Consider the following 22,815-nt stretch of genomic DNA (forward strand, 5'->3'; position numbering starts at 1 on the left):
CAGCGCTGACGTTGCCGCTGGCACCGGCGGCTAAGGCGGTGGTGATTTGGCGGTAGGTGCCGCCCGGTCCCCAGGCGTCTTTGATGGCCTGGGCTTCGTTGGTGAGGGTGATGGCTTGGTCACGTAATGTTTGCCGCTGTTGGTCATTGAATCCGTTGGTGGGGTCGCGTGCGGCTTGGTCTGCGGCGGAGTTTATTTAATGCAACTGCGTTTGAATAAAAGAGGATGTTTTTTTTGTAATAAATAGATTTACGGAAATACCAACACAGATACCCCCCATTACGGGCACGGCATCTGTACATTTAAATAAATCACTGCAACAGGGAATAAAATGAATGAGGCATCATGCAACGCATCAACACACCTCATGTCCATTCGTAATAATCTTCACCATTTTCTCCTTCTCCTTTAAATACCCATACCGCTCCGGCAGGACACTCATCATAAAAAAACCAAGTTCCTGTATCTAACTCTTCATCCGAAGCAGGAAAACAGCTTCTGAACATCTCCACCTGTTCCTCGGTCGTGCCTGTTATAAATTTACCCTTTTTGGCGAGCTTAAGCCGTCCCTCATCCATTAATTTCCCTATTAAAAATAAGAAATCATTTTTTCTTTCTTCAAATGAGCCAGGATCTCTTTGCAGTGTAGAAACTCCATGCGCATCTCCTATATAACCCCAAAGAAAATGGAAAGGATGGATTAAATCTTCATAAATAACATCTATCTGCTGTTGCGTTAACATGCAATCACCTCATCTAAATTTGAGTTCAACTCTTTGATTTGTAATGTCCTTCACAGTGGGATTATTTTCGATATCAATCGTCCACCTTGCTTGAGTCGATGCTTTTGAAGAAGACTCCGACCTCAATGTGACCTTGGTTCCATCACTCAGTTCAGCCATATAAACCCCCGGCCTCCTCGTCTGCTTTAAAGGCACACCTCCAGTTAATTGCTGTGCATAGTCCTTGATCTGCGCATCGGTTAAGGCATGCGAGTCAAATACCTTGGTTGTACCACTTTTATTACTTCCCCCTACGGAACCACGCGGTGTGGCTTTAACTTTTATACCAAAAATAACCAACTCATTTCTTGGGTTCTTTTTATCAAGCAAAGCTACTATTTCATCAATACGCTTTTGCCGCTGCAGTGAGATGAGTTAACTAACAAGTACAGTTTATTTAATGCAACTACGCTTGAATAAAAGAGGATGTTTTTTTGTAATAAATAGATTTACAGAAATACCAACACAGATACCGCCCCATGAGGGGCACAGCATCTGTGGATTTAAATAAATCATCGCAACAAGGAATGAAATGAATGACGCATCATGCAACGCATCAACACACCTCATGTCCACTCATAATAATCCTCACCATTTTCTCTTTCTCCTTTAAATACCCAGACTGCTCCGGCAGGACACTCGTCTGCAAAGAACCAAGCTCCTAGTTCCATCTCTTCATCTGAAGCAGGAAATGATTTTCTGAACATCTCCACCAGTTCCTCGGTGCTGCCCGGGATAAATTCGCCATTCTTGGCAAGCTTGAGCCGTCCTTCATCCAGTAATTTACCTATTAAAAATAGGAAATCTTTCTTTCTTTCTTCAAATGAGGCCGGATCCGGTTTCTGAGGAGGAGTCGCATACGCATTTTCTATATAACCCCAAAGATAACTTAAAGGCCCCCCTAAATCCTCACAAATATTATCTATCTGCTGTTGCGTTAACATGTGATCACCTAAATTTAAGTTCAACTTTTTCTTTTTTAACTCCTCTCAAAGAAGGATTCTTTTCTATATCAATCGTCCACCTTGCTTGAGTCGATGCTTTTGAAGAAGACTCCGACCTCAATGTGACCTTGGTTCCATCACTCAGTTCGGCCATATAAACCCCCGGCCTACTCGTCTGCTTTAAAGGCACACCTCCAGTTAATTGCTGTGCATAGTCCTTGATCTGCGCATCGGTTAAGGCATGCGAGTCAAATACCTTGGTTGTACCACTTTTATTACTTCCCCCTACGGAACCACGCGGTGTGGCTTTAACTTTTATACCAAAAATAACCAACTCATTTCTTGTGTTCTTTTTATCAACCAAAGCGACTATTTCATCAATACGCTTTTGCTGCTGCAGTGAGATGAGTTAACTAACAAGTACAGTTTATTTAATGCAACTGCGTTTGAATAAAAGACGATGATTTTCGGTAATAAAGAGACTTACGGAAATACACACGTGAACACTGCTGCCGCCCCCTTGGGGGCACGGCAGCAGTGTATCTAAATAAACTATCGCAGCAGAGAGTGGGTTAGTCACACATCATTAAAAACACCAATCGTACTCATCCTCACCATTTTCTCCCGCTCCCTTATATACCCATGCAGCTACAAATGGACAATCTGTAAAGAACCAAAGTCCTCCCACTTCCTGATCAATCTCTTCATCCGAAGCAGGCAAAGATTTCCTGAACATTTCCACTAATTCTTCAATGTTTCCCTCCATAATAAGCTCGGTCTTTCTGTTACCAAGCTTGAGCAAGCCATCATCAAGTAGTTTACCTACTATAAAAAAGAAATCTTTTTTTCTTTCTTCAAATGAGTCCGGATCAGCCTGATCATGAGAAAGTCCATGCGCAGTACCTATATAGCTCCAAAGAAAATGCAAAGGACACCCTAAAGAATCATAAATATGATCTATCTGCTGTTGCGTTAACATTTAATCACCTATCATCTGAATTTAAGTTCAACTTTTTCTTTTGTAATCTCCCTCAAAGAAGGATTATTTGCTATATCAATCGTCCACCTGGCTTTAGTTACTTGATCTGAAGAAGAAACAGACCTCAATGTCACTTTGGTTCCATCACTCAGTTCAGCCAAATAAACTCCTTTTTTACTCGTCTCCTTTAAAGGCACATCTCCCGCTAATTGCTGTGCATAATTCATGATTTGTTTATCAGTTAAAGCTTCTGATTTAAATACCCTCACATTACCCGCTTTATTACTGCCCCCTTTGACTAAGGGGTCATACGGTATGTATTCAATCTTTATACGATCAACAACTAATTCATTCTTCGGACTACGCCTGCCAACCACGCTTTTCACATCCTCAATACGCTTTTCCTGCTGCAGCGCGATAAATTGACCAGGCGGTTTTTGGGTTAAATCCGGGCCGTTGGGGTGATTACCTATCCGCGTCAGTGCTTCTTGTTCTGCGCTGACAATGTCATCAACGTTGGACAGCTTATTGGCTTTGGAAGTAGCCATCCCCTCCAAGACATCTTTACTGAGATTGATGCCTGCTTCGGCGAGGATCTCTCCCGCTTTGACGGTGCCGGCCGCAGCCAATGCAAAGCCTACATCCGCGATCACTGAGCCGAGATCTTCACCAAACTGCTTAGCATGTTGATCGCCTCCAACAATGAGAGCTTCCGACATGCGAGAAACCTTGTTAAGCAGTTCTTGAAAGGCGCTCTCACCTAATTGCACCAGTAATTTGGGGTGGGTAAGGATTTTCTCCAACTCATGAAAGACATCCACCGGATGCAGGATCAAGTGCTCCAGCCCGTTGATATTGCTGATGCCTGACTCCTTTAAGCCTTTTAAGAGTCCATCAGCAGTGAGTTTATCTTGGCGGGCACTGATCTCACGCCACTTCGCTCTTACTTTCTCCTCTTCCAAGCGGCCTTTGTCTTTCTCCGTAGCGGCCTCAAGCTCCTCGCTTACCATTTGAACGTATTGTTTGGCCGCCAACCAGTTGTTATCCACGGCAGCGATGGCGGCATGGGTGGCGGTGGCCGCATCCGTGTGGGTGGTGCTGGCGATGCCGGTGACGATGGAGGTAATGAGGTTGCGTTTGGCTTCGCGGTCTTGGGCGGTGTCTTCGGGGCGGGGGTCGCTAAATAATCCCGTGAGGACGCTGGAGGCGGCGGCGCCTTGGGCGCCACTGCTGCAGCGTTGTTGGCTGGCCGCAGCACCGGCGCAGGCCAGCAGGGCATGGAGGGCGGCGTGTAGGGGGCTGCCTTCGGTCAGTTGGCCGGTGGCCACCCAGTGGCCAATGGCGGTGGCGCCTTGTTGTTGGACGTAGTTGACGATCATGTGTTTGGCAAGGTCGCTGCTGGCAGCGCTGACGTTGCCGCTGGCACCGGCGGCTAAGGCGGTGGTGATTTGGCGGTAGGTGCCGCCCGGTCCCCAGGCGTCTTTGATGGCCTGGGCTTCGTTGGTGAGGGTGATGGCTTGGTCACGTAATGTTTGCCGCTGTTGGTCATTGAATCCGTTGCTGGGGTCGTGGGCGGCTTGGTCTGCGGCGGAGTTTATTTAATGCAACTGCGCTTGAATAAAAGAGGATGTTTTTTTGTAATAAATAGATTTACGGAAATACCAACGCGAATGCCGCCCCATTACGGGCACGGCATCTGTGCATTTAAATAAATCACTGCAACAGGGAATGAAATGAATGAGGCATCATGCAACGCATCAACATACCTCATGTCCAATCATAATAATCCTCACCATTTTCTCCTTCCCCTTTTAATACCCAGACTGCTCCGGCAGGACACTCGTCTGCAAAGAACCAAGCTCCTAGTTCCATCTCTTCATCTGAAGCAGGAAATGATTTTCTAAACATCTCTACCTGTTCCTCGGTCGTACCTGTCATAAATTTTCCCTTTTCGGCAAGTTTGAGCCGTCCCTCATCCAGTAATTTACCTATTATAAATAGGAAATCTTTTTTTCTTTCTTCAAATGAGGCTGGATCTACTTGCGTAGGAGGAGTCGCATACGCATTTTCTATATAACCCCAAAGATAACTTAAAGGCCCCCTTAAATCCTCATAAATATCATCTATCTGTTGTTGCGTTAACATAAACTCACCTCACCTAAATTTAAGCTCAACTGTTTTATTTGTAATCTCACTTAAAGCGGGATTATCCTTTATATCAATAGTCCACCTCGCTTGAGTCTCTTGATTTGATTTAGAAACCGACCTCAATGTCACAGTGCTCCCATCACTCAATTTAGCCGTATAAACCCCCGGCCTACTCGTCTGCTTTAAAGGCACACCTCCAGTTAATTGCTGTGCATAGTCTTTAATCTGCGCATCGGTTAATGCATGTGAATCAAATACCTTGGTTGTACCACTTTTATTACTTCCCCCTGGAACGTTGCGGTCATAGGGTACAGCTTTGACCTCAATCCCTCCCACGACCAATGTATCCTTTTGACTACGCCTGCCAATCACGCTTTTCACATCATCCAGGCGCTTTTGCCGCTGCAGCGCCATGATTTGACCAGGCGGCTTTTGGGTTAAATCAGGGCCTTTGGGGTTATTTCTTATTTGCCTAAGCGCTTCTTTTTCTGCATTGGCAATCTCTTTTGCGGTGCCAGAAATCCAGCGGCCGCCGATCATTGCCGCTTTAAGGCCGTATTTAGCGAGGTTGCCAATCACTATGGAGGTGACGTAGTCCTGCCCTCTTTCTAGGGCCACTTGTTCTAGGGTTTTTTCTCCGGAACGAATCGCTTTGATGTCTTGCCAAGCTTGATAGGCGGTGATGCCTTTATCGGCTAGCCAGACGGCGCCAAGAATCACTGGGATAAAGGCGGCGTTGTTTTCGGTTTCCAGGCGGGCGGCGGCGCTGCTGACGGCGGCATCGCCTCCGGCGGCGGTGGTGATGCCGGCCACCAGGCTGGTGACTAGGTCGGTACGGTGTTGTTTTTCTTCAGCGCTGAGGCTGGCCGCTTCAGCACCGTTGGCGCGGTCTAGAAGGCTGTTGATGACAACGGCGGCGGCACCACCTACCGCGCCAGCACCACAAGCCTGGCCTTGGGCGGCGGCACCGGCACAACCCAGGAGACCTTGCAGGGCGCTGCGGGCGGTGTCGCTGCCCAGGGTGTCGGCAAGGTCTTTGATTTCGCGGGCGCCCAGGCTTTGGATGTAGTTGACTGCGGCGTTTTGCAGCATTTGGGTGGCCGGGCCGGTCACTTGTTGGCCGGCGGCCAGGGTCAGGGCGGTCACGATGGTGTGGCCGGTGCCGCCCAGTTCCCAGGTGGTGGTGTTTTGGATGCGTTGTTGTAGGGCGGCGATGTGGGCCGGGTCGCGTTGGTCTGCTGGTTTGGCGTGTTCGGCCTGCAGGGCCTGTTGGGCTTGGGTGGCTTCTGCAGCACGGTTGTTGATGAAGGTGCCGGTTTCCCGTTGTAGGGCGGTGACGATGTCAAAGGCGGCGTTGATGCGTTGTTCGTCAAAGATGGGGGTGAGGGCGTTGCTGGTGGCGGTGTCGGTGAGGATGTCGCGGTTGAGGCCGGCGATGGTCTGGGCGGCGGTGTGGCCGGTGAGGGCGTGTTGGGCGGCGGGGTCGCGGATGGTGAGGGCGCCTTGGCTGATGCCGCTGTAGGTGGTGCTGTGGCTGCTGTCGCTGGCGGTCATGGCGCCAGGAGGGGCAGCGCTGAGGCCGTTGTGGGTGGGTAAGGTGGTGCCAGGAACCTGGGTGGCGGTGGCGGCGTGGCCTTGTTGGTCGGTGCCGACGGTGCCGCCGTTGCGGCTGTAGCCGCCGCCCAGGTTGACTTGGGTGGCGGTGTAGGTGGCGCGGTTTTCAATGTCTTGCAGGATCAGGGTGCCGGTGTCCAGGGTGTTCAGGCCGTTGTGGATGGCGGTGCTGTTGGAGGTGATGGCGCCGCCGATAAGGTGGGTCTGGCCGCCAACGGTGATGTCATAGCCGCCATCGCCAGTAAACAGGCCGCTTTGTTCGGTGACGCTGGCGTAGTCGCTGCGGATGGTTTGGTTGTTGAGGTTGGCGCTGCCGCTGACGCCTGCGCCGACGGTGAGGCTGCCGCCAAGGCTGCGGTCTTTGCTGCGGTAGTGGTGGGTGTCTTGGAGGCTTTGGATGGTGAGGTTGCCAGCAATGTCGGCAATGACGTGTTTGGCGGTGCCAATGGCGCCTTTCATGAGGAGGTCGCCGCCGGCTTCAATGGTCAGTAGGTTGCCGCCTCCGACGTGGCTGTTGGTCCAGGTGAGGTCGGTAGACTGGCCGCTGCCTGTGGAGGTGCTGGCGTGGGCGGTGAGGCCGGCACTGGTGCCGCTGGAGCCTAGGTTCACGGCCACGCCGACACCTGCGCTGCGGCCGCGGCTTTGACGGTCGCTGGTGGTGGTGTTGGCGGCGGCCAGTAGGGCGATGTCGCCATCGGCTTTGAGGTAAGTCATGTTGTCGCCGCGGACGTGGCTGCCTTGGATGGTGAGGGTGGAGGCTTCGCCGTCACCGGTGGCGCTGATGCGGACGTTACCGCCGGCGTTGACGTTGGAGCCTGCGGCGGTGGTGGTGGTGGTGGTGGTGGTGCTGTCGTGTGTGCTGCGGCCAAGGGTGAGGGAGGCGTTGAGGCCGCCCAGGGCGCGGGGGTCTTGGCGCACGGCATCAATGGTGTTTTTGGCGCCCAGGGCGGTGGTGAGGCCGGCCAGGGCGTGGAGACGGGGGTCGCCGCTGCGAGCGGCGGCGTGTTGCATTTGCTGGGCGGTCTGGGCACCGGCAATCAGGGGGTTGCTGAGGCCGACGGTGAGGCCGCTTTGGCGGGTGGCGGTGTGTTGGGTGGTGTGGCTGGTGTGGTGGGCTTGGATGATGTCGACTTTTTTGGCGTGGATGTCGATGTCGCCGTTAGGGGACAGGACGTCGCTGCCGATCTGTTGGTAGTGGCCGCCCGCCAGCAGGGTCACATTGCCGTTGGTGGCGCCGATGAGGGAGCCGGTGGTGGTGGTGGCTGTGGTGGTGCTGTCGGTGCGCTGGCTTTGGTTGCCCAGGGTGAGGGAGGCGCCGCCGTTGCGGATGAGGCCGCGTTGTTTGGTGTGTTCTGAGTAGGTGGATTGGGTGGTGTTGGTGGCGGCTTGGAGGGTGAGGTCGCCTTTGGCCTGCATGTAGGTGCCGGCATCGGAAAGGAGGTGGCTGCCGGTGACGGTGATGTTGTTGCCTTTGACGAGGACTTTAGTGCCGCTGAGGGTGCTGCTCATGGCCTGGGTCTGTTGTTGGTCGGCGTGGGTGGTGGTGGTGCGGCTGTTGAGGAGGCCGCTGCGTTTGCTGTGGTTATCTTGGCTGGTGTATTGGAGGGTGTCCCCGTGCGTAATGGTGACGTTGCCGGTGGCCAGGGCGCTGACAGTGCCTTGGGTGCTGTGGAGGGTGACGGCACGCAGGTTGATGTCTTGGCCGCTGTTGAGTTGGATGTCGCCGGCGCTGCGGATACTGGTGCCGTGTTCGGTGTCGATGCGGGTGTGGCGGCTGTTGCGGGGGTCCCACTGGGTGGTGTCGCTGCGGTGGGTGTTGAGGGTGCCCAGGTGTAGGGGGCCGGTGGCTTTGAGGGAGGTGTAGCCGTCAGTGCCGGTGTTGCTGATGGCAACGGCTTGTTGGGTCATGGCTTGGTTGGTGCTCAAGCCGAGGTAGGCGCCGGGGCCGGTGACGGTGAAGCCGGCCTGTTGGTCCAGTTCCGTCACGCTGTGGTGGCGGGTGCCTTGGGTGGTGGCGTCGCGTAGGGTGCTGCTAGCAAGGAAGTTGCCTTGGGCATGGACTTTGAGGAAGTCGCCGGCGGTGAATTGTCCGCCCAGGTTGGTGAAGTCGCCGGTGGTGTGGATGTTGATGGCGTCGGCGGTAAGGCGGCCGCCTTGTTGGTCCATGATGTGGGTGTTGATGTTGATGAGGTCGCGGGCGTCAATGGTGCCGGTGTTGGTGAGGGTGTGGGCGTTGATGGTGGTGCTGGCGGCCGCCAGGAGGGCGCCGTCTGGGGTGAGGTCGCCGGTGCGGGGGCGCAGGTAGAGGCGGGGGACGAGGGCGACGGTGGTGGTGCCGTCGGGCAGGTGGACGTCTTGTTGGACGAGCCAGACGATGTCGCTGGTGAGTTGGGCCATTTGGTCGGCACTGAGGGCAATGCCGGGGCGCAGTTGGTGCTGTTTGGCGACGGTGAGGCCGGCGTCCAGGAGGGCGCGGTATTGGTGGTCGTCGTCGGTGTAGCCGTCCAGGCGGCGGCGGCCGGTGAGTTGGGCGATTTGTTCGCGGATGAGGCGTTGTTCGTAGTAGCCGTCGCCGAGGCGTTTGTGGAGGGTGTCGTGGTCGCCCAGGGCGTGGAGTTGGCTGTCGGCGCTGGTGTAGGGGCGGCCGAGGGTAAAGCGGGGGTCGGTGGTGATGAGGGTGGCGGTGTCGGGGTGAATGGTGAAGAGGCTGTTGTTGGGCAGGGTGAGGGGGCCGGTGGGGGTGACGGTGACGGCGGGGGGGGCGGCGGGGTCGCGGATGGGGGCGTTGGGGGTGGTGATGCTCTTTTCAGGGATGTAGGTGAGTTCTTGGCCGTGGCTGAAGCCGTTGTCGGCAAGGGAGACGGTGTGGAGGCTGGGGGGGGTGTCGGTGACGGTGATGTGGCCGTCAGCAATGGTCAGGGTTTGGGTGCTGGGGTTGTAGGTGACATGTTGGATGGGCTCAGGGGCGTGGGTGGAGTCGGTGACGTTGTTGAATGTTTGGGCGGCAATGTGTTGGTGGCCGCCGCTGGTGATGCGGCCGCCAATCTGTGTGGTGGGGGTGGTCCGGGATTCATTGCTCCATGGTGCGGAGTCTTTGCCACGGTAGGTGGTGCTGATGTTTTGGAATCTGTCGGTACGGGAGAGTTGGAGGGCGCGGTTGTCGATCAGCAGGGCTCTGTTGTACTTGTGTTCGTCATCTGCTGTTTCTTTGGTCGGATGGGGGGGCAGGCCAACGATGGTTTGGTCGCCGCCGGCCAGCAGGTCGGCGTAGTGGTTGTAGAGGTAGCCGACGTCAATACGCATGGTGCCGCCAGACTGGATGAGGGCTGGGGCGCCGGCATCGGGGTTGAGGATTTCTTGTTGGGTGGTTCTGGTGGCATGACGTTCGCGCTCGTTGTCGTCGACATCGTTGGGGCCGCGGCGCATGTCAATGAGGGTGTGGTCTGGGTCGGTGTAGTCGTGCCAGGTGACGAGGCGGACGCAGTCGTCAGTGCAGGTGCCGTAGGTGGGGTCGTAGGTGAGGCGGTCATCGCCGGGGGCGTAGGTGATGGGGACGATTTTTAAGCGTTCGTTTTGCTGGGCGGCGTCCAGGCCGATGAAGGCGCTGTCATTGGTTGCGGCGGCGGCGACGTGGTCGGGGTTGGGCTGTTTGTCCTGACGGTCGGTGTAGTACAGGACGACGCTGTCGCCGGTGCGGGCGGTGAGGTCCAGGCGGCGGCGTTCAGCCTGGCTGGCATGCAGGCCACCACGGGCATAGAAGTAGGCGCTGGTCTGGGGGGTGAGGCGGACGATGGCGCGGTGGATCTTTTGGCCATCGGGGGTGATGTAGGGGGTGTCTTCGAGGATGTCGGCGGGGTTGAGGTAGTAGATTTCGTGGGCGTCGTAGTTGCTGCTCAGTCGGAAGTCGCCTGAGCCGCCGTTGGGTTTGTTTTTGCGCCAGTGGGGTTGGTACATGCGGGCTTCGGTCACGACGTCGGGGGCGTGGGCGATGTGGACGTTTTCGCGGATGTTGTTGAGGGTGGTGGTGGTGATGTTCAGGGTGCCGGTGATGTCGATGGTGGCGCTGCGGTTGTCGATGAGGGTGGCGATGCCGGTGGCGTGGAGGGTGTTGTCCAGGGTGGCGCCGATGGCGGCATCTCCATCACTGAGAATCATGGCGTTAGCGGTGTTACGCAGGGTGTCCGCGCCAATGTCTAGGCGTTGGCGGGCGGCGATGGTGGCGGTGTGGGTGTGGCCGTCGCTGGTTTCATCGCGGTTGGTGAGGGTGTGGGCTTGGAGGGCAATGTGGTCGCCGTAGAGGCGGCCGGTGCCGAGGTTGTCAATGGTGGGGGCGCTGAGGTGGGTGGTGAAGGCGTCGATGAGGCCGCGGTTGGTGAGGGTGGCGGTGGCGGTGAGTTGGGCGAGGTTGCTGGCGATAAGTTGGCCGGTGGCGGTGTTGGTGATGTCACGGGCGTGGACGGTCAGGTCACCGGCGTGGACAAGGCCGCTGTTGGTGAGGGTGTCGGTGGCGGTGAGCTGGGTGTGGGCGGTGGTCAGGAGCCGTCCGGTGGCGGTGTTGGTAATGGTGTTGGCTTGGGCGGTGAGGTCGGCGGCTTGGAGCAAGCCGCTGTTGGTCAGGGTGTCGGTGGCGGTGAGGGTGGCGTGGCTCGTAGCCAGGAAGGTGCCGGTGTTGGTGATGGTGTTGGCTTGGGCGGTGAGGTCGGCGGCTTGGAGGTGGCCGCTGTTGTTCAGGGTGCCGGTGGCGGTGAGGTGGGTGTGGCCGGTGGTCAGGAGTTGGCCGGTGGCGGTGGTGGTGATGTCATGGGCCTGGGCGGTGAGGTCGGCAGCTTGGAGGTGGCCGCTGTTGTTCAGGGTGCCGGTGGCGGTGAGGTGGGTGTGGCCGGTGGTCAGGAGTTGGCCGGTGGCGGTGGTGGTGATGTCACGGGCCTGGGCGGTGAGGTCGGCGGCTTGGATGAGGCCGCGGTTGGTGAGGTCGCCAGCGGTGGTGAGGGTGAGCAGGCCGGTGGCGCTGAGGGTGCCGGCGGTGTCGAGGCTGTCTTGGAGGGTCAGGGTGAGGGCGTTGCCGGCATGGAGGCGGCCGTCGCCGGTGAGGCGGTGGAGGTGCAGGGTTTGGCTGGCGCCGCTGAGGAGGGTGCCGGTGTGGTTGCTCAGGTGGTCTGCAGTGAGGTCCAGGGTGGCGCCGGCGCTGAGGTGGCCGGCGGTGTTGGTGAGGGTGTCGCTCAGGGTGAGGGTGAGGTTTTGAGCGGCGCTGAGGGTGCCGGCGGTGTTGTCCAGGGTGGTGCTGGCGATTTGGATGTGGGTGGCGTAGAGGCCGTTGTCTGGGGCGCCGGTGGGGGCGCGGGTCTGGGTGGCCGGGGGCGCGGTAAGGGGGGTGCTGTGGTTGTCCAGGGTGGTGGTGGTGATGTCCAGGGTGCCGGCGGCGGTGATGCGGCCGTCGTGGTTGTTCAGGGTGTCTTGGAGGTGGAGGCGGGTGTCGCCGCCGCTGTGGAGGCGGCCGCCGGTGTTGGTGAGGGTGGTGCCGTCAATCTGGAGGGTGCCGTTGCTGCTGATGTGTCCGGCGGTGGTGTTGTCAATGGTGGTGGTGTGCAGGTGGGTGGCGGTCTGGGAGTCGATGGTGCCGCCGCGGTTGTCCAGGGTGGTGGTGTGTAGGTCCAGGGTGTCAGCAGCCAGGAGGGTGCCGCCGTCGCGGTTGGTCAGGGGGGCGGCGCCGGTGTCGATGGTGAGGGTGGCGGCGGTTTGGAGGAGGCCGGCGGTGTTGTCCAGTAGGCCGGTGTGAAGGGTGAGGTTGCCGGTGGTGGTGCCGAGGCGGCCGCTGGTGTTGTCCAGGGTGTGGGCTTGGGTGTCTAGGGTGAGGGCGGCGGCGGTGAGGGTGCCGCTGCGGTTGGTGAGGCCGGCGCTGGTGAGCCAGAGGGTGTGGGCGGTTTGGAGGAGGCCGGCGGTGTTATCCAGTAGGCCGGTAAGGGTGAGGTGGGCGGGGCCGGCGGCATCCAGGGTGCCGTGTTGGTTGTGGAGGCTGGCGGCGGTGAGGGTGAGGGCGGCGGTGCTGGAGAGGATGCCGTTGTCTTGGTTGTTAATGGTGCCGGTGACGCGCAGGTCCAGGGGGCCGGTGGCGGTGTGGAGGATGCCGCCGCGGTTGTCTAGGGTGGTGGCGTGGAGGGTGGCCGGGCCGGTGATCTGGAGTTGGCCGCCCGTGTTGGTCCAGGTGCCGGTGGTGAGGGTGGTGGGGCCGTTAAGGAGGAGGTGGCCGGCGGTGTTGGTGAGGGTGTGGGTGATGTCTAGGCGGTTGGGGCCGGTGGCGGTGCTGTGGAGGGTGCCGCCGGTGTTATCCAGGGCGGCGGTGTGCAGGTCTAGGCTGCCGTTGGTGGCAATGGTGCCGGCGGTGTTGTCGATGCGGGTACGGGCATTCAGTTGGAGGGTGTGTTCTCCGTAGGCGGTGAGGTGGCCGCCGGCGGTAGTGAGGTCGTCGGTGTGGATGGTGATGTGTTGGGCGGTGGTGGTGGCGTGGCTGAGGTCGGTGTGGGTGCCGGTGAGGGTGAGGGCGCCTTGGCTGGTCAGGGTGCCGCCGTGGCCGGTCAGGGTGGCGGCGTCAATGTGCAGGGTGCCCTGCCCGCTCTGTTGGAGGGTGCCGCTGTCGTTGTTGAATTGGCCAGTCTCTAGTGTCAGTTCGGCGGCGTTGCTGGCGAGTACGCCTTGTTGGTTGTCCAGCTGGCCATCAATCCGCAGGTGGGCGCTTTGCGGGCTGTTGTGCAGGAATTGGCCGTGTTGGTTGCTGAAACGTTGGGCGGTCAGGTCAAGAGCGCCGTTAGTCTGGAATTGACCGGCGTCGTTGTTGAGGTGGCCGGTGTGCAGGGTCAGGGCGTTAGCCGCGCTGGCTACTAGGCCGTGTTGGTTGTCCAGGAGGTTGGCAATGGTGAGGGTGGCGTTCTGGGAGCCGGTGTGGAGGAGTTGGCCGTTTTGGTTGCTGAAACGTTGGGCGGTGAGGTCCAGGGCGCCGTTGGCGTGGAGTTGGCCAGCAGCGTTGTTGAGGTGGTCGGTCTTTAGGGTCAGGAGGTTCGCGGCGCTAGCAATGATGCCGTGTTGGTTGTCCAGGAGGTCGGCAATGGTGAGGGTGGCGTTCTGGGGGCCGGTGGTGAGGAGTTGGCCGTTTTGGTTGCTGAAGGTGTCGGCGGTGAGGTCCAGGGTGCCGTTGGCGTGAAGTTGGCCGGCGGTGTTGTTGAGGGTGTGGGTGTGAATGGTGGCATCGGTGGCGAGGGTGAGGATGCCGTGTTGGTTATCCAGGCGTTGGCCTTGGAGGGTGAGGCGGTTGAGGGCGGCGGTGCCGTCGCGGTTGTCTAGGTCGGTGAGGATGGCGTCGATGGGGCCGCCGGCGGTGATGTGGCCGCCGCGGTTGTCAATGGTCTGTGTGAGGGTAAGGGTGCCATGGGCCAGGTGGGGGACGGTGGGGGCAACGGGGGAGGTGGTGGGGTCGGTGGCCGGGGGGGCGGTGACGGTGGGAGGGGCGTTGCTAATCGGGGCCGTGACTGTCGGGGTGGCCGGGGTGGCGGGCGCTGGGGTGTCTAGGACGCCAAGGCGGCCCTGGTCCTGGTTGTCCAGGTGTTGGGTCTGGAGGGTGAGGGGTTGGAGGCCGGTTTGTTGGATGTGGCCGCCGCGGTTATCCAGGCGGGTGCCGGTGATGTCCAGGCGGGCGGCGTTGAGGGTGCCGCTGCGGTTGTCAATGGTGGTGGGGGTGTGCAGGGTCAGGGTCTGGGCGGCGCTGATGAGGCCGCTGTTGGTGACTTGTGCGGTGGCGTTGAGTTGGGTGTCGGTGGCGGATTGAAGGCGGCCGGTGTTCTCCAGAAGACCATCCACGGTGACGGTGAGGGGGGCGCTGGTGGCGCTGAGTTGGCCGGCGTTGCGGACGCCCAGGCCGTGTTCGGTGCCAATCAGGGTGATTTTGCCGGCATACATGCCGCCCAGGGCGGAGACGTCCAGGGCCACGGTGGGGCGGTCGCCTGGGGGGGCAGGCAGGGAGGCGGTGGGGTGTCCGTCCAGGGCGACGGTGGCGGGGCCGGTGGTGGTCTGCAGGGTGTGGGCCCAGAGGCCAGCGTTGAGTTGGACGGTGCGGGCAATGAGGGCGGTGTAGTCGGTGCTGTGGCTGTCTAGGCCTAGGCCGTCAATCTGGATGGCGCCGCCTTGGACGCGGTAGTGGTCTAGGGCGCCACGGGCGTTGAAGATGGGGGTGCCGGTGGTGAGGGTAAGTTGGTGGGCGTTGATGACGCCGCAGCCGTTGCAGGTGATGCCGGAGGGGTTGGCAATGATGAGTTGGGCGCGGGCGCCAGCCACTTCCATCGTGCCGTGCAGTTGGGTGGAGGTGGGGCTGTTGACTTCGTTGAGGATGATTTTGGCGGTGCCGGCGGCCAGCCAGGGGTTGCCTTGGACGGTGCCCGCCAGGTGGGTCTGGGTCGGGGTGCGGGCGTTGTTGAGGATGGCGCCTTGTGGGGTGATGTCAAATTGTTGGTAGGTGTTGCGGGAGACGCCCGCTGGGCTGGGGGTCTGGATGTTGATCAGGGGGGCGCCGTTGGGGGCGGTGAGAATGGTGGGGCGTTGTTGGCCGGGGGCGTGGGGGTCAGCCACCACTTGGGCGGTGGCCATGCCGGTGATACTCACCCAGCCAAGGCTGAGCCAGAGGGCAAAGGGGATGGGATGGAGGCAGGCACGGGCTGGCCGTTGCGCTGTCGGGGAAGGACCTGGGGTACCGCCGGATGCGGTGGCGAGTTCTGAGGCCACTTGCCACAGACGCAGGGCACGGTTGTAGATGAGGCGGTAGAGGTCCTTGTTCATGAGGTTTCCTTTGGGTAAGGGGCATCCCGAATCGTTTGGTGTGGGGGGATGCTGTGTTAATTGGTGATTTTTGTCACATTTTATCAGGGGCGACAGGGGAAGAAGGTGAAGACGAAAGGGAGGAATTTGCCGGATGTGGATGTCAGAAAAATCTGAAAGACGGGCAGAATCGGGGGGGATGGGGGGAATTTTTGGGGGCAGGCGGTGGCACCGTCTCCATCTGTAGGAGGCTGTGTGGTGGTTTTTTGTGCGGTTTGGGATGGTCAATCTTTTTTCAGTAGGTTGCTGGTGTTCTGTTTGGGGTGTGTGATTTTTTTGGTATCTGGTTTGATCCTTTTTTTTGGGGGGCAGTCGTATGGAGACTGGGGGTATCTGATGTGGTTGTGCCGGTGATGGGATCGGTGGTCACGTAGCAGGGTGTGCGTCTTTGGGGGTTGATCGCAGGGATAGGGGGGTGGGGGGCGGTTTGAATGTTTGGGGCAGGACGATGTATTGCCTTGCTGCATCGGTATGAGGGTAGAAGTCGGTTCGGTTTGGGATGTGTTGGTGTAAAGCTAAGGTTTTACCGGCGGTATGGGAGCTGGGGCATTTTGGGGGCGGGGTGTTTGACATGCTGACGGATGCGGTCAGGGATCAGGTCGGGGAATCGGGGAGGGTCTGTGAGGATGCGGGTCAGGTATTCAAGTGCTGCTGCACGGTGGTATTGCCACCACCAGTGCCGTTGGGTTGGGTCTGTGGTGTGTCTAAGATGTGTATGTTTGGGCGTGTAATAGTCAAGCGTAAAGCCCGCATTAAAGCGGGCTTTATAGGTTTTTCTGGTTTGTTTGGATGTCTAAAAAATAGTGTTTATTTTCCAATACAGAAGTTTGAGAAGATCCGGCCGAGTAATTCATCGGGGCTCATGCTGCCATTGATTTCACCCAGTGCTTTATAAGCCAAACGAAGTTCTTCAGCTGTCAATTCCAAATGTTCGTAGGAGAATTGTGCATTCGCATCGGTTACATGGGCCGCTGTACGTTGTAAGGCTTGTACATGACGTAATCGTGCCGAAAATTCACCTTCGATTGTTTCGACTGTCTCGCCAAGCAGTAATGTGCGCAAGCGGGTTTTCAATGTGTCCAAGCCAGCACCTGTCATTGCAGACACTGGGATCACATCTGTATCCAATACGGACGGTGGCTCGGTAAGTAAATCAAGTTTGTTATGAATCCAGAGGACGCGTGGCACTGAAGTAAGGGCATCTGCAAGGGCAAGGCTGCCAATCTGGGGATCGCAGGCATCTAAGACGACCAATGCTAAATCAGCGCGTTGTAATTCATTGAGGGTACGACGCATGCCTTCACGCTCAATTGCATCGCCTTCTCCACGTAAGCCAGCAGTGTCAACTAAAACAAATTCCAAGCCATGGAAATGTACGCTCTCTCGTAATGTGTCACGAGTGGTACCAGGAACATCGGTGACGATCGCACGGTCACTACCAATTAAGGCATTGAGTAGTGAGCTTTTACCAACATTCGGTGGACCAACTAAAACGGTATACAGTCCATCACAAAGGCGCTTGCCATGCTCAGCGTCTCGAAGTAGTTGGGTCAATTCAACATTCAAGGTTTGTAAAGAAGTACGTATCTGGGCACGGTCTAGGGTATCTAATGATTCATCGGCAAAGTCGATTGTTGCCTCAACGTGAATACGTAATCTGACTAATTGTTGGGCTAATGCTTCGCAACGCCGGGAAAATACGCCATCCAACGATCTACGAGCAGCACGGGCAGCACGCAGGTCAGCAGCGCCGATCATATCGGCAATTGCTTCTGCTTGTATCAAATCGAGTTTTCCGTTGAGGAAGGCACGTTCGCTAAATTCACCAGGGCGTGCTTGGCGCGCTCCCAGATCCAGGCATCGTGTCAGTAGTTGGCGTAGCAACAGTGGGCTACCGTGGCCTTGCAGTTCTAGTACATCTTCGCCAGTGAAACTATGCGGAGCAGGAAACCATATTGCTAATCCGTCATCAATGACTTGATCATCGACATCAAGAAAACGGGTGTAATGCGCATATCGTGGCCGTAAGGTGGTCATTCCTAGACCAGTTGCAATTGTCTTAATCTGTGAGCCAGAAATACGAATGATCCCTATTCCAGCAGCACCAGAGGCAGTCGCAATGGCAGCAATGGTGTCGCCCATCTTGGTTGAGCGCTGGCTCATAATTTAGTCAGTTTCATACCCAGCTGCTTTGTAGCAGAATCTTCTGGTTGAAGATCCACGTCAGTGGTATACGTTTTTCGCGCTTTATCCTTATTATTTAACTGTAAATAGATATCACCACGATTGAGTTGTGTGGTCACAGGTGGGTAATCTATTTTGAGGGTGTTCTGCAACCACGGCACATGTTGTGCATATTCGCTCTGAGGAGGATAAAAGAAACCAAAATTTTTAGACGTCAGTAAAAAGTGGGGTTTTAGTTCCAGTGTGTCAGTGAATTGATCGGTAAGTTCCTTAGTGCATAATTGCAACCCAAGATCATTTGCAGGCTGGACTAGCTTTCCTTTGCCCAACTTAACGGTTGGAGGTAATAATAATCTTGCCTCATCACGGTGTAGATTTTTTACTGTGATTAATTTAACGGCAGTCGTATTTTGATGTAGTTTTTTAGCTTGGCGTGTAGTATTTGCGGACTCAAAAGGACGATTGAAGTTAATCGCCTTTACAGGTCTCTTTGTGTTTTGTGTTGTCAGAATTTTTTTACGCCTGGGTATCTCGAACACAAATTCCCCGCCCGGTGAACCAAGCAAGGGACCGAATGCTGGGGTTTGTGCTGATACCGTTGATACGGCTGATGCAACGTATGCTCCCAATTCAGTACCAGTGATCAATCCATCATCATTAAAGTCAGCATGCCCAGACAAGGCTTTCAACAACGCCCATGTGAAGACGGAATGCCCATTTGGGCCTCTATCGGTCACTGGTTGATCAGGCGCACCAGAAGTGAGTATTTGACGACTCATTCGGTTAATGTTCGTAGCAAGGCGAGGACTGGTCTGTGTCTGTTTAGGCATTAAACCCAAACCGCTATAGCAAGCATCCATCACAAGCAGTACATGCTTAGCTTCAAAGCTCTTAGCGATGTTCTGTATCTTGGTCATTGAAATCGCATCATCTGCAAAATGCGCCGGATCCGAGTCAACAGGAATGATGTAACCCACTTCGCGTCCTAATGAGAGTTGGCGTGTGGCGCCATGACCAGCAAAGAAGACGAATAGGCGATCATTTTTTTGTATACGGCCATTCGCCAAGTCGTTAAAAACAGAAAGAATTTTATCGCGAGTAGCCTCACGGTTCTTCAATAGAATGACGTGTGAAGATGGAAAGCCAAAGGATTGAATTAATGTGTTAGCAATTGCCTGCGCGTCGTTAGCTGCGTATTTCAATTTCGGCCATTTGGTGTAGTCATCCACACCAATCACTGTTGCCCAAGAACGTGAAGCTGTCGTTTCTATCCCTTCACCATCGATTTTGGCACTTTTAGGATGGCTATTATTCACGCTAAAAGCATGACCATCCCAACCAGCAAATTGGTAGCCTTCAGCGATAAGTTTCTCCAAAATCTGCGGTAATGCTTTAACTGCGCGGTCATGGATATCGTGAAATAAAATGATGCCACGCTGCCTTTGGGCCACCTGGAGGAGTACACGCCGGGCAACAGAATTGGGAACTGGATCGGCCCAGTCAAGGGAATCAATATTCCATCTCACTGATTGAAGGCCGATTTCAGAAAGTAATCGCAGCCCCTCAGCATTACGCGCTCCGTAAGGGAAGCGGAATAATGGTGCACGCCTTTCATCAACTGCACGCAATATTATATCTGCATTAATCACCTCTTTGCGGAGCGCATTGCCACTAAGCTTAGATAACAGGTCATGGGTCATACTATGATTAGCAACTGCGTATCCTTGCTCTATTAGCTCACGGGTGATTTTAGATAAAGGTCCTAGTCGCGGTTTTCCGGCCCTATCGAATCTGCCAATATTACGTCCAACCTCGAAGAACACTGCTGGCACAGCATAGTGCTGTAAGATTTCTTTGATTTCATTTGTATAAATTCGATGCGGGCCATCATCGAAGGTAAGTACCAATGTTTTAGGAGGTAATTCATTACCAAATATCTCATGTTCGCTTTCTTCAATTGGTATCGGATAAGCTTCGAGAATTCCATAATCATGCAAAATCATTTTACGTGTGTAAGAACGACGCAAATGCGCCACGTAGTCATCCCACTTTTCACGCTTAATAAGGATTCCTCGATTACGATCAAAAGGAATAGATAGCCGAGTAATTTCCTGATTGTAGTTGCGCTCAATCTGATTTAATGCATCTATATCTTCATGAATACGTTGACGCAACTTTATCGCCGGAAGCGCCGAATCATGGTTAATACGGGCGTCAAGATCATTTAACGCTTCACGAAAGGCCAAACGATCAGCGTCATAGAGATCAGGGGAGGACTCAATATAATCCAGTATTACTGTCAAAGTATCAAAACGGTTAGGAGCACCAGAAGCAAGCAGTGCATCAATTCTTTTAGAAAAGGCGGTGCGTTGATTCAATCCTTCATTAAACAGAATTTGGCCAACTTGGCTCGAAGTAACACGCTCCTGAGGCGACTGTACCCCATCATCCGTGAGAAGCACCATAATACGACGGTAACTTTCTAACTGTTGATGCAAAGACGCTAGAAGTGGCTGGGCCTGTTGTGGGTCAGGGGAATGATGTTTAACGTCAACTGAAACGGTAGTGACCGGTGATGCAGACTCAACAGGTGTTGATTGATGCTTACAAGCTACAAGTGCCAGCAATGTACACAGATTCAGTAATAAAGAACTGAGCGGTTTGGCTTGATTTAACATGGGGGATTATATTAATAATAAATCAAGAATTTTAAATATATAGAGAAAATAATGCGTGAGAGATAAATTTAGAGAAAACGATATAATAATTATTTAATATTCTCTCTACTCCTTTTACGTGAAAAATCTGCATGTTGACGAATCATCCACCATTGGATTAACAAATTTAAACCACCATTGATCACCCAATACAATGCTAAACCGGAGGGCACAAAAGCCATCATCACGCCAAAAATCAACGGCATCACCTGCATCATTTTTCCAGCGATAGGATCCATACCAGCTGGTGTCGGAGTCAGTTTTTGTGTTGCCCACATGATTACTATATTGAGAAGAGGCAAGATAAAATAAGGATCGCGCGTAGTCAGATCCTGGATCCAACCCAGCCAAGGTGCTTGACGCAACTCAACAGACTCAACCAACACCCAATACAGCGCAAAGAAAATCGGCATCTGAATTAAAATAGGGAAGCACCCACCCATGGGATTAATTTTTTCTTTCTTATATAGTTCCATCATCGCTTGCTGGAACTTTTGCCTATCCTCACCATAGCGTTCCTTAAGCTGCTGCAGGCGCGGTTGAAATTTACGCATTTTCGCTGCGGATTTATATTGGGAAGCACTTAAAGGGTACATGGCAATACGAAGCAAGACTACCAAACCGACAATAGCCCATCCCCAGTTATGCAAAAGACTGTTCAGGTGACTCAAGATCCAAAATAAACCTTGACCAATCAATGCCATTAACTGGAAGCGACTATAGTCAACAACACGATCTAATCCCTTGACATGCTCTTTAGTAATTTGCTCGACCAGCTTCGGACCGACCCACAATCTGGCCTCCGTCGTTGTAGTTTGACCAGGCGCTACCGTAAAAGCAGGCCCACGGAGTTCAGCTATATCACGTGAACCATTCTGAGCTAATAAATACAACGATGCTTGATCTTTCTGCGGGATCCATGCAGTGAAAAAATGATGTTGAAGCAGTGCGATCCAACCACCACCAATTTCTCGATTAAGACCGCCATCATTCATATAATCCTTAAACGCACGGCGTTCATAACCACCTTTCTCACTGTACCAAACAGCGCCGTTAAAACTGAACGAGTCTGGATTGGTCATCGCGCGGTTTAAGATATTAGGTATAGGTACCCGACTCAACTTACGGAAAACATAAGCGTTCCAAGGGGTCTCGCCACTGTTACGGATTTCATCTCTAATTAAGATGGCATAGCGACCACGTTCGAAAGTAAATGTTCGGCGAATGCTGACTCCATTTGCAGCTGTCCAAATAAACGGGACCACTAAACGATTTTGATCATTGGCCAATTTATAGGAAACATCTGGCTGCTCAGGAAGAAATGTACTTAAATTCGGCACTGGAGAATTACTCTGGCTTACCCAACCAGTAGTGGCACTGTAAGGATAATTTGGATCATCTGTAAGCAACTTAATTGGCTTAGCACCTCGATCTTTACTTTGAGGAAAACGTAATAAATCAGCAGCAAGTATGCTAAATCCATCTAATTTTAGCTGTAGGACATCAGTTGTTACATTGATCACAGGCACTTTCGGAGCAGCTGCAATTAATTGTGAGTCTTTTTGAAGTGGAACTGCGCCAGCATGAATTTGGGGAACTGCGTGCTCCAACTCCAAATTGCTATCAACACCAAGATTATGAGAAGCCGAGATTTCTAGTGTTTCATTTTTATTTTTACTCCAATCCATCCACAATAGTGTTGCTACCGTCAGCCAGGAAAATATCAGTAATACACGAGTCTGGTTCATTTAAGAAAAATTTCTCGTTCAGTCGGAACGGGGTTCTAATTCGTTTATTTACGGGAACAATTGCGTTCGAAGAAAGGCAGCATTGCGTTATCAATTGAAGCTAAAGGCAATGCTCCGATGCGCCGTAACAATGACAATAAGGCCACACTCAATTCAGCATTACTAACGTCTTTGGCAGTTTGACGAACAACTACCACGTAGTCACCTGGAACTAACTTATAGGCGATCTGGCGCATTACCTCACGCAGTGCTCGTTTGATCCGATTACGATTAACAGCGCGTATATCAACTCTACGGGAAACTACTAGGCCCAAACGCACTGGTCCTGAAGTCGGCAGATGATGCAATCTCAATAAAACAGACGAATAACGTCGACCTTGCTCAAAGGCGACATAATATTCCGAAGGCAAACAAATCCTAGCAGAACGAGGAAAGCGCTTACATGAATTCAATGTACCCAAATGAAGACACAAAATTGACTTTCAGCTGCGTTTAAAAGGATAAATTTAATTAAGCACTCAAACGCTTACGGCCTTTAGCACGACGGCGAGCTAAGATTTTACGACCATCTGCGGTGCTCATACGAGCACGAAAGCCATGATCACGCTTACGCTTAAGATTACTAGGTTGATAAGTACGCTTGGTGGCCATCGGTCCTCTATTAAGCTATCTATGTAAAACTAAAGAGGCACCTATTCTACAAGAATTGCTCCAATCGTTGTCAAGGAGGATTTTATGAATGGATATATGAATAAGTCTGGGAAAAATCCGCTCCCAATGATAGTCTGATAGTCAATTTCATGATCCCTTGAGCTGCTTTCGCATCATCTTCATCTTTTC

15 protein-coding genes are annotated in these 22,815 nt (G+C 54.3%); 2 read left to right on the forward strand and 13 right to left on the reverse strand.

Features of this window, described 5'->3' with window-relative positions; genetic code table 11:
- Window positions 1-56: 56 nt before the first annotated feature.
- Window positions 57-200, forward strand: coding sequence for a hypothetical protein (locus F7G16_RS12445; RefSeq protein ID WP_155115088.1), 144 nt, complete (start codon window positions 57-59; stop codon window positions 198-200).
- A 165-nt stretch (window positions 201-365) separates the two neighbouring features.
- On the opposite strand, the gene F7G16_RS11600 is transcribed toward F7G16_RS12445, so the two are convergent.
- From F7G16_RS11600 to F7G16_RS11625, 6 genes are all read right to left on the reverse strand, one after another.
- Window positions 366-743: a DUF596 domain-containing protein gene (locus F7G16_RS11600; protein ID WP_011098380.1), complete on the reverse strand. Its 378-nt coding sequence runs from the start codon at window positions 741-743 to the stop codon at window positions 366-368.
- 9 nt (window positions 744-752) lie between these two features.
- Window positions 753-1,112 carry a DUF769 domain-containing protein gene (locus F7G16_RS11605; RefSeq protein ID WP_011098381.1) on the reverse strand — a complete coding sequence of 120 codons (360 nt, stop codon included), beginning with the start codon at window positions 1,110-1,112 and terminating at the stop codon, window positions 753-755.
- Window positions 1,113-1,348: 236 nt separating this feature from the next.
- Window positions 1,349-1,726: a DUF596 domain-containing protein gene (locus F7G16_RS11610; protein WP_012382790.1), complete on the reverse strand. Its 378-nt coding sequence runs from the start codon at window positions 1,724-1,726 to the stop codon at window positions 1,349-1,351.
- 4 nt (window positions 1,727-1,730) lie between these two features.
- Complete coding sequence (locus F7G16_RS11615) at window positions 1,731-2,090, reverse strand: DUF769 domain-containing protein (RefSeq protein ID WP_011098383.1); 360 nt, start codon at window positions 2,088-2,090, stop codon at window positions 1,731-1,733.
- 222 nt (window positions 2,091-2,312) lie between these two features.
- Complete coding sequence (locus tag F7G16_RS11620; RefSeq protein WP_011098384.1) at window positions 2,313-2,705, reverse strand: DUF596 domain-containing protein; 393 nt, start codon at window positions 2,703-2,705, stop codon at window positions 2,313-2,315.
- A gap of 11 nt (window positions 2,706-2,716) precedes the next feature.
- Window positions 2,717-4,084, reverse strand: coding sequence for a DUF769 domain-containing protein (locus F7G16_RS11625; protein ID WP_167405120.1), 1,368 nt, complete (start codon window positions 4,082-4,084; stop codon window positions 2,717-2,719).
- Window positions 4,085-4,163: 79 nt separating this feature from the next.
- Here F7G16_RS11625 and F7G16_RS11630 point away from each other — a divergent pair, with 79 nt between their 5' ends.
- Window positions 4,164-4,307, forward strand: a complete 144-nt coding sequence (locus tag F7G16_RS11630) for a hypothetical protein (protein ID WP_155115089.1) — start codon at window positions 4,164-4,166, stop codon at window positions 4,305-4,307.
- 165 nt (window positions 4,308-4,472) lie between these two features.
- On the opposite strand, the gene F7G16_RS11635 is transcribed toward F7G16_RS11630, so the two are convergent.
- The 7 genes from F7G16_RS11635 to rpmH all read right to left on the reverse strand — a co-directional run bounded on the left by F7G16_RS11635 (window position 4,473) and on the right by rpmH (window position 22,626).
- Complete coding sequence (locus F7G16_RS11635) at window positions 4,473-4,850, reverse strand: DUF596 domain-containing protein (RefSeq protein WP_004090932.1); 378 nt, start codon at window positions 4,848-4,850, stop codon at window positions 4,473-4,475.
- Between the two features lie 9 nt (window positions 4,851-4,859).
- Entirely contained in the window at window positions 4,860-15,287 is a 10,428-nt protein-coding gene (locus F7G16_RS11640) for a two-partner secretion domain-containing protein (RefSeq protein ID WP_167405121.1), read from the reverse strand.
- 846 nt (window positions 15,288-16,133) lie between these two features.
- The gene (mnmE, locus tag F7G16_RS11645; RefSeq protein ID WP_011098387.1) at window positions 16,134-17,489 is read right to left on the reverse strand and encodes a tRNA uridine-5-carboxymethylaminomethyl(34) synthesis GTPase MnmE; all 1,356 of its coding nucleotides are present in this window, start codon (window positions 17,487-17,489) and stop codon (window positions 16,134-16,136) included.
- Window positions 17,486-20,188: a polysaccharide deacetylase family protein gene (locus F7G16_RS11650; protein ID WP_004087830.1), complete on the reverse strand. Its 2,703-nt coding sequence runs from the start codon at window positions 20,186-20,188 to the stop codon at window positions 17,486-17,488. The genes mnmE and F7G16_RS11650 overlap by 4 nt, the downstream gene beginning before the upstream one ends.
- An 89-nt stretch (window positions 20,189-20,277) precedes the next feature.
- Window positions 20,278-21,975, reverse strand: coding sequence for a membrane protein insertase YidC (yidC, locus tag F7G16_RS11655; RefSeq protein ID WP_004087831.1), 1,698 nt, complete (start codon window positions 21,973-21,975; stop codon window positions 20,278-20,280).
- 44 nt (window positions 21,976-22,019) lie between these two features.
- Window positions 22,020-22,427, reverse strand: coding sequence for a ribonuclease P protein component (rnpA, locus tag F7G16_RS11660; RefSeq protein WP_011098388.1), 408 nt, complete (start codon window positions 22,425-22,427; stop codon window positions 22,020-22,022).
- A gap of 58 nt (window positions 22,428-22,485) precedes the next feature.
- Window positions 22,486-22,626 carry a 50S ribosomal protein L34 gene (gene rpmH, locus F7G16_RS11665; protein WP_004085093.1) on the reverse strand — a complete coding sequence of 47 codons (141 nt, stop codon included), beginning with the start codon at window positions 22,624-22,626 and terminating at the stop codon, window positions 22,486-22,488.
- Window positions 22,627-22,815: the final 189 nt, after the last annotated feature.

The organism is Xylella fastidiosa, assembly GCF_011801475.1.
In the GTDB taxonomy this organism is placed as follows: domain Bacteria; phylum Pseudomonadota; class Gammaproteobacteria; order Xanthomonadales; family Xanthomonadaceae; genus Xylella; species Xylella fastidiosa.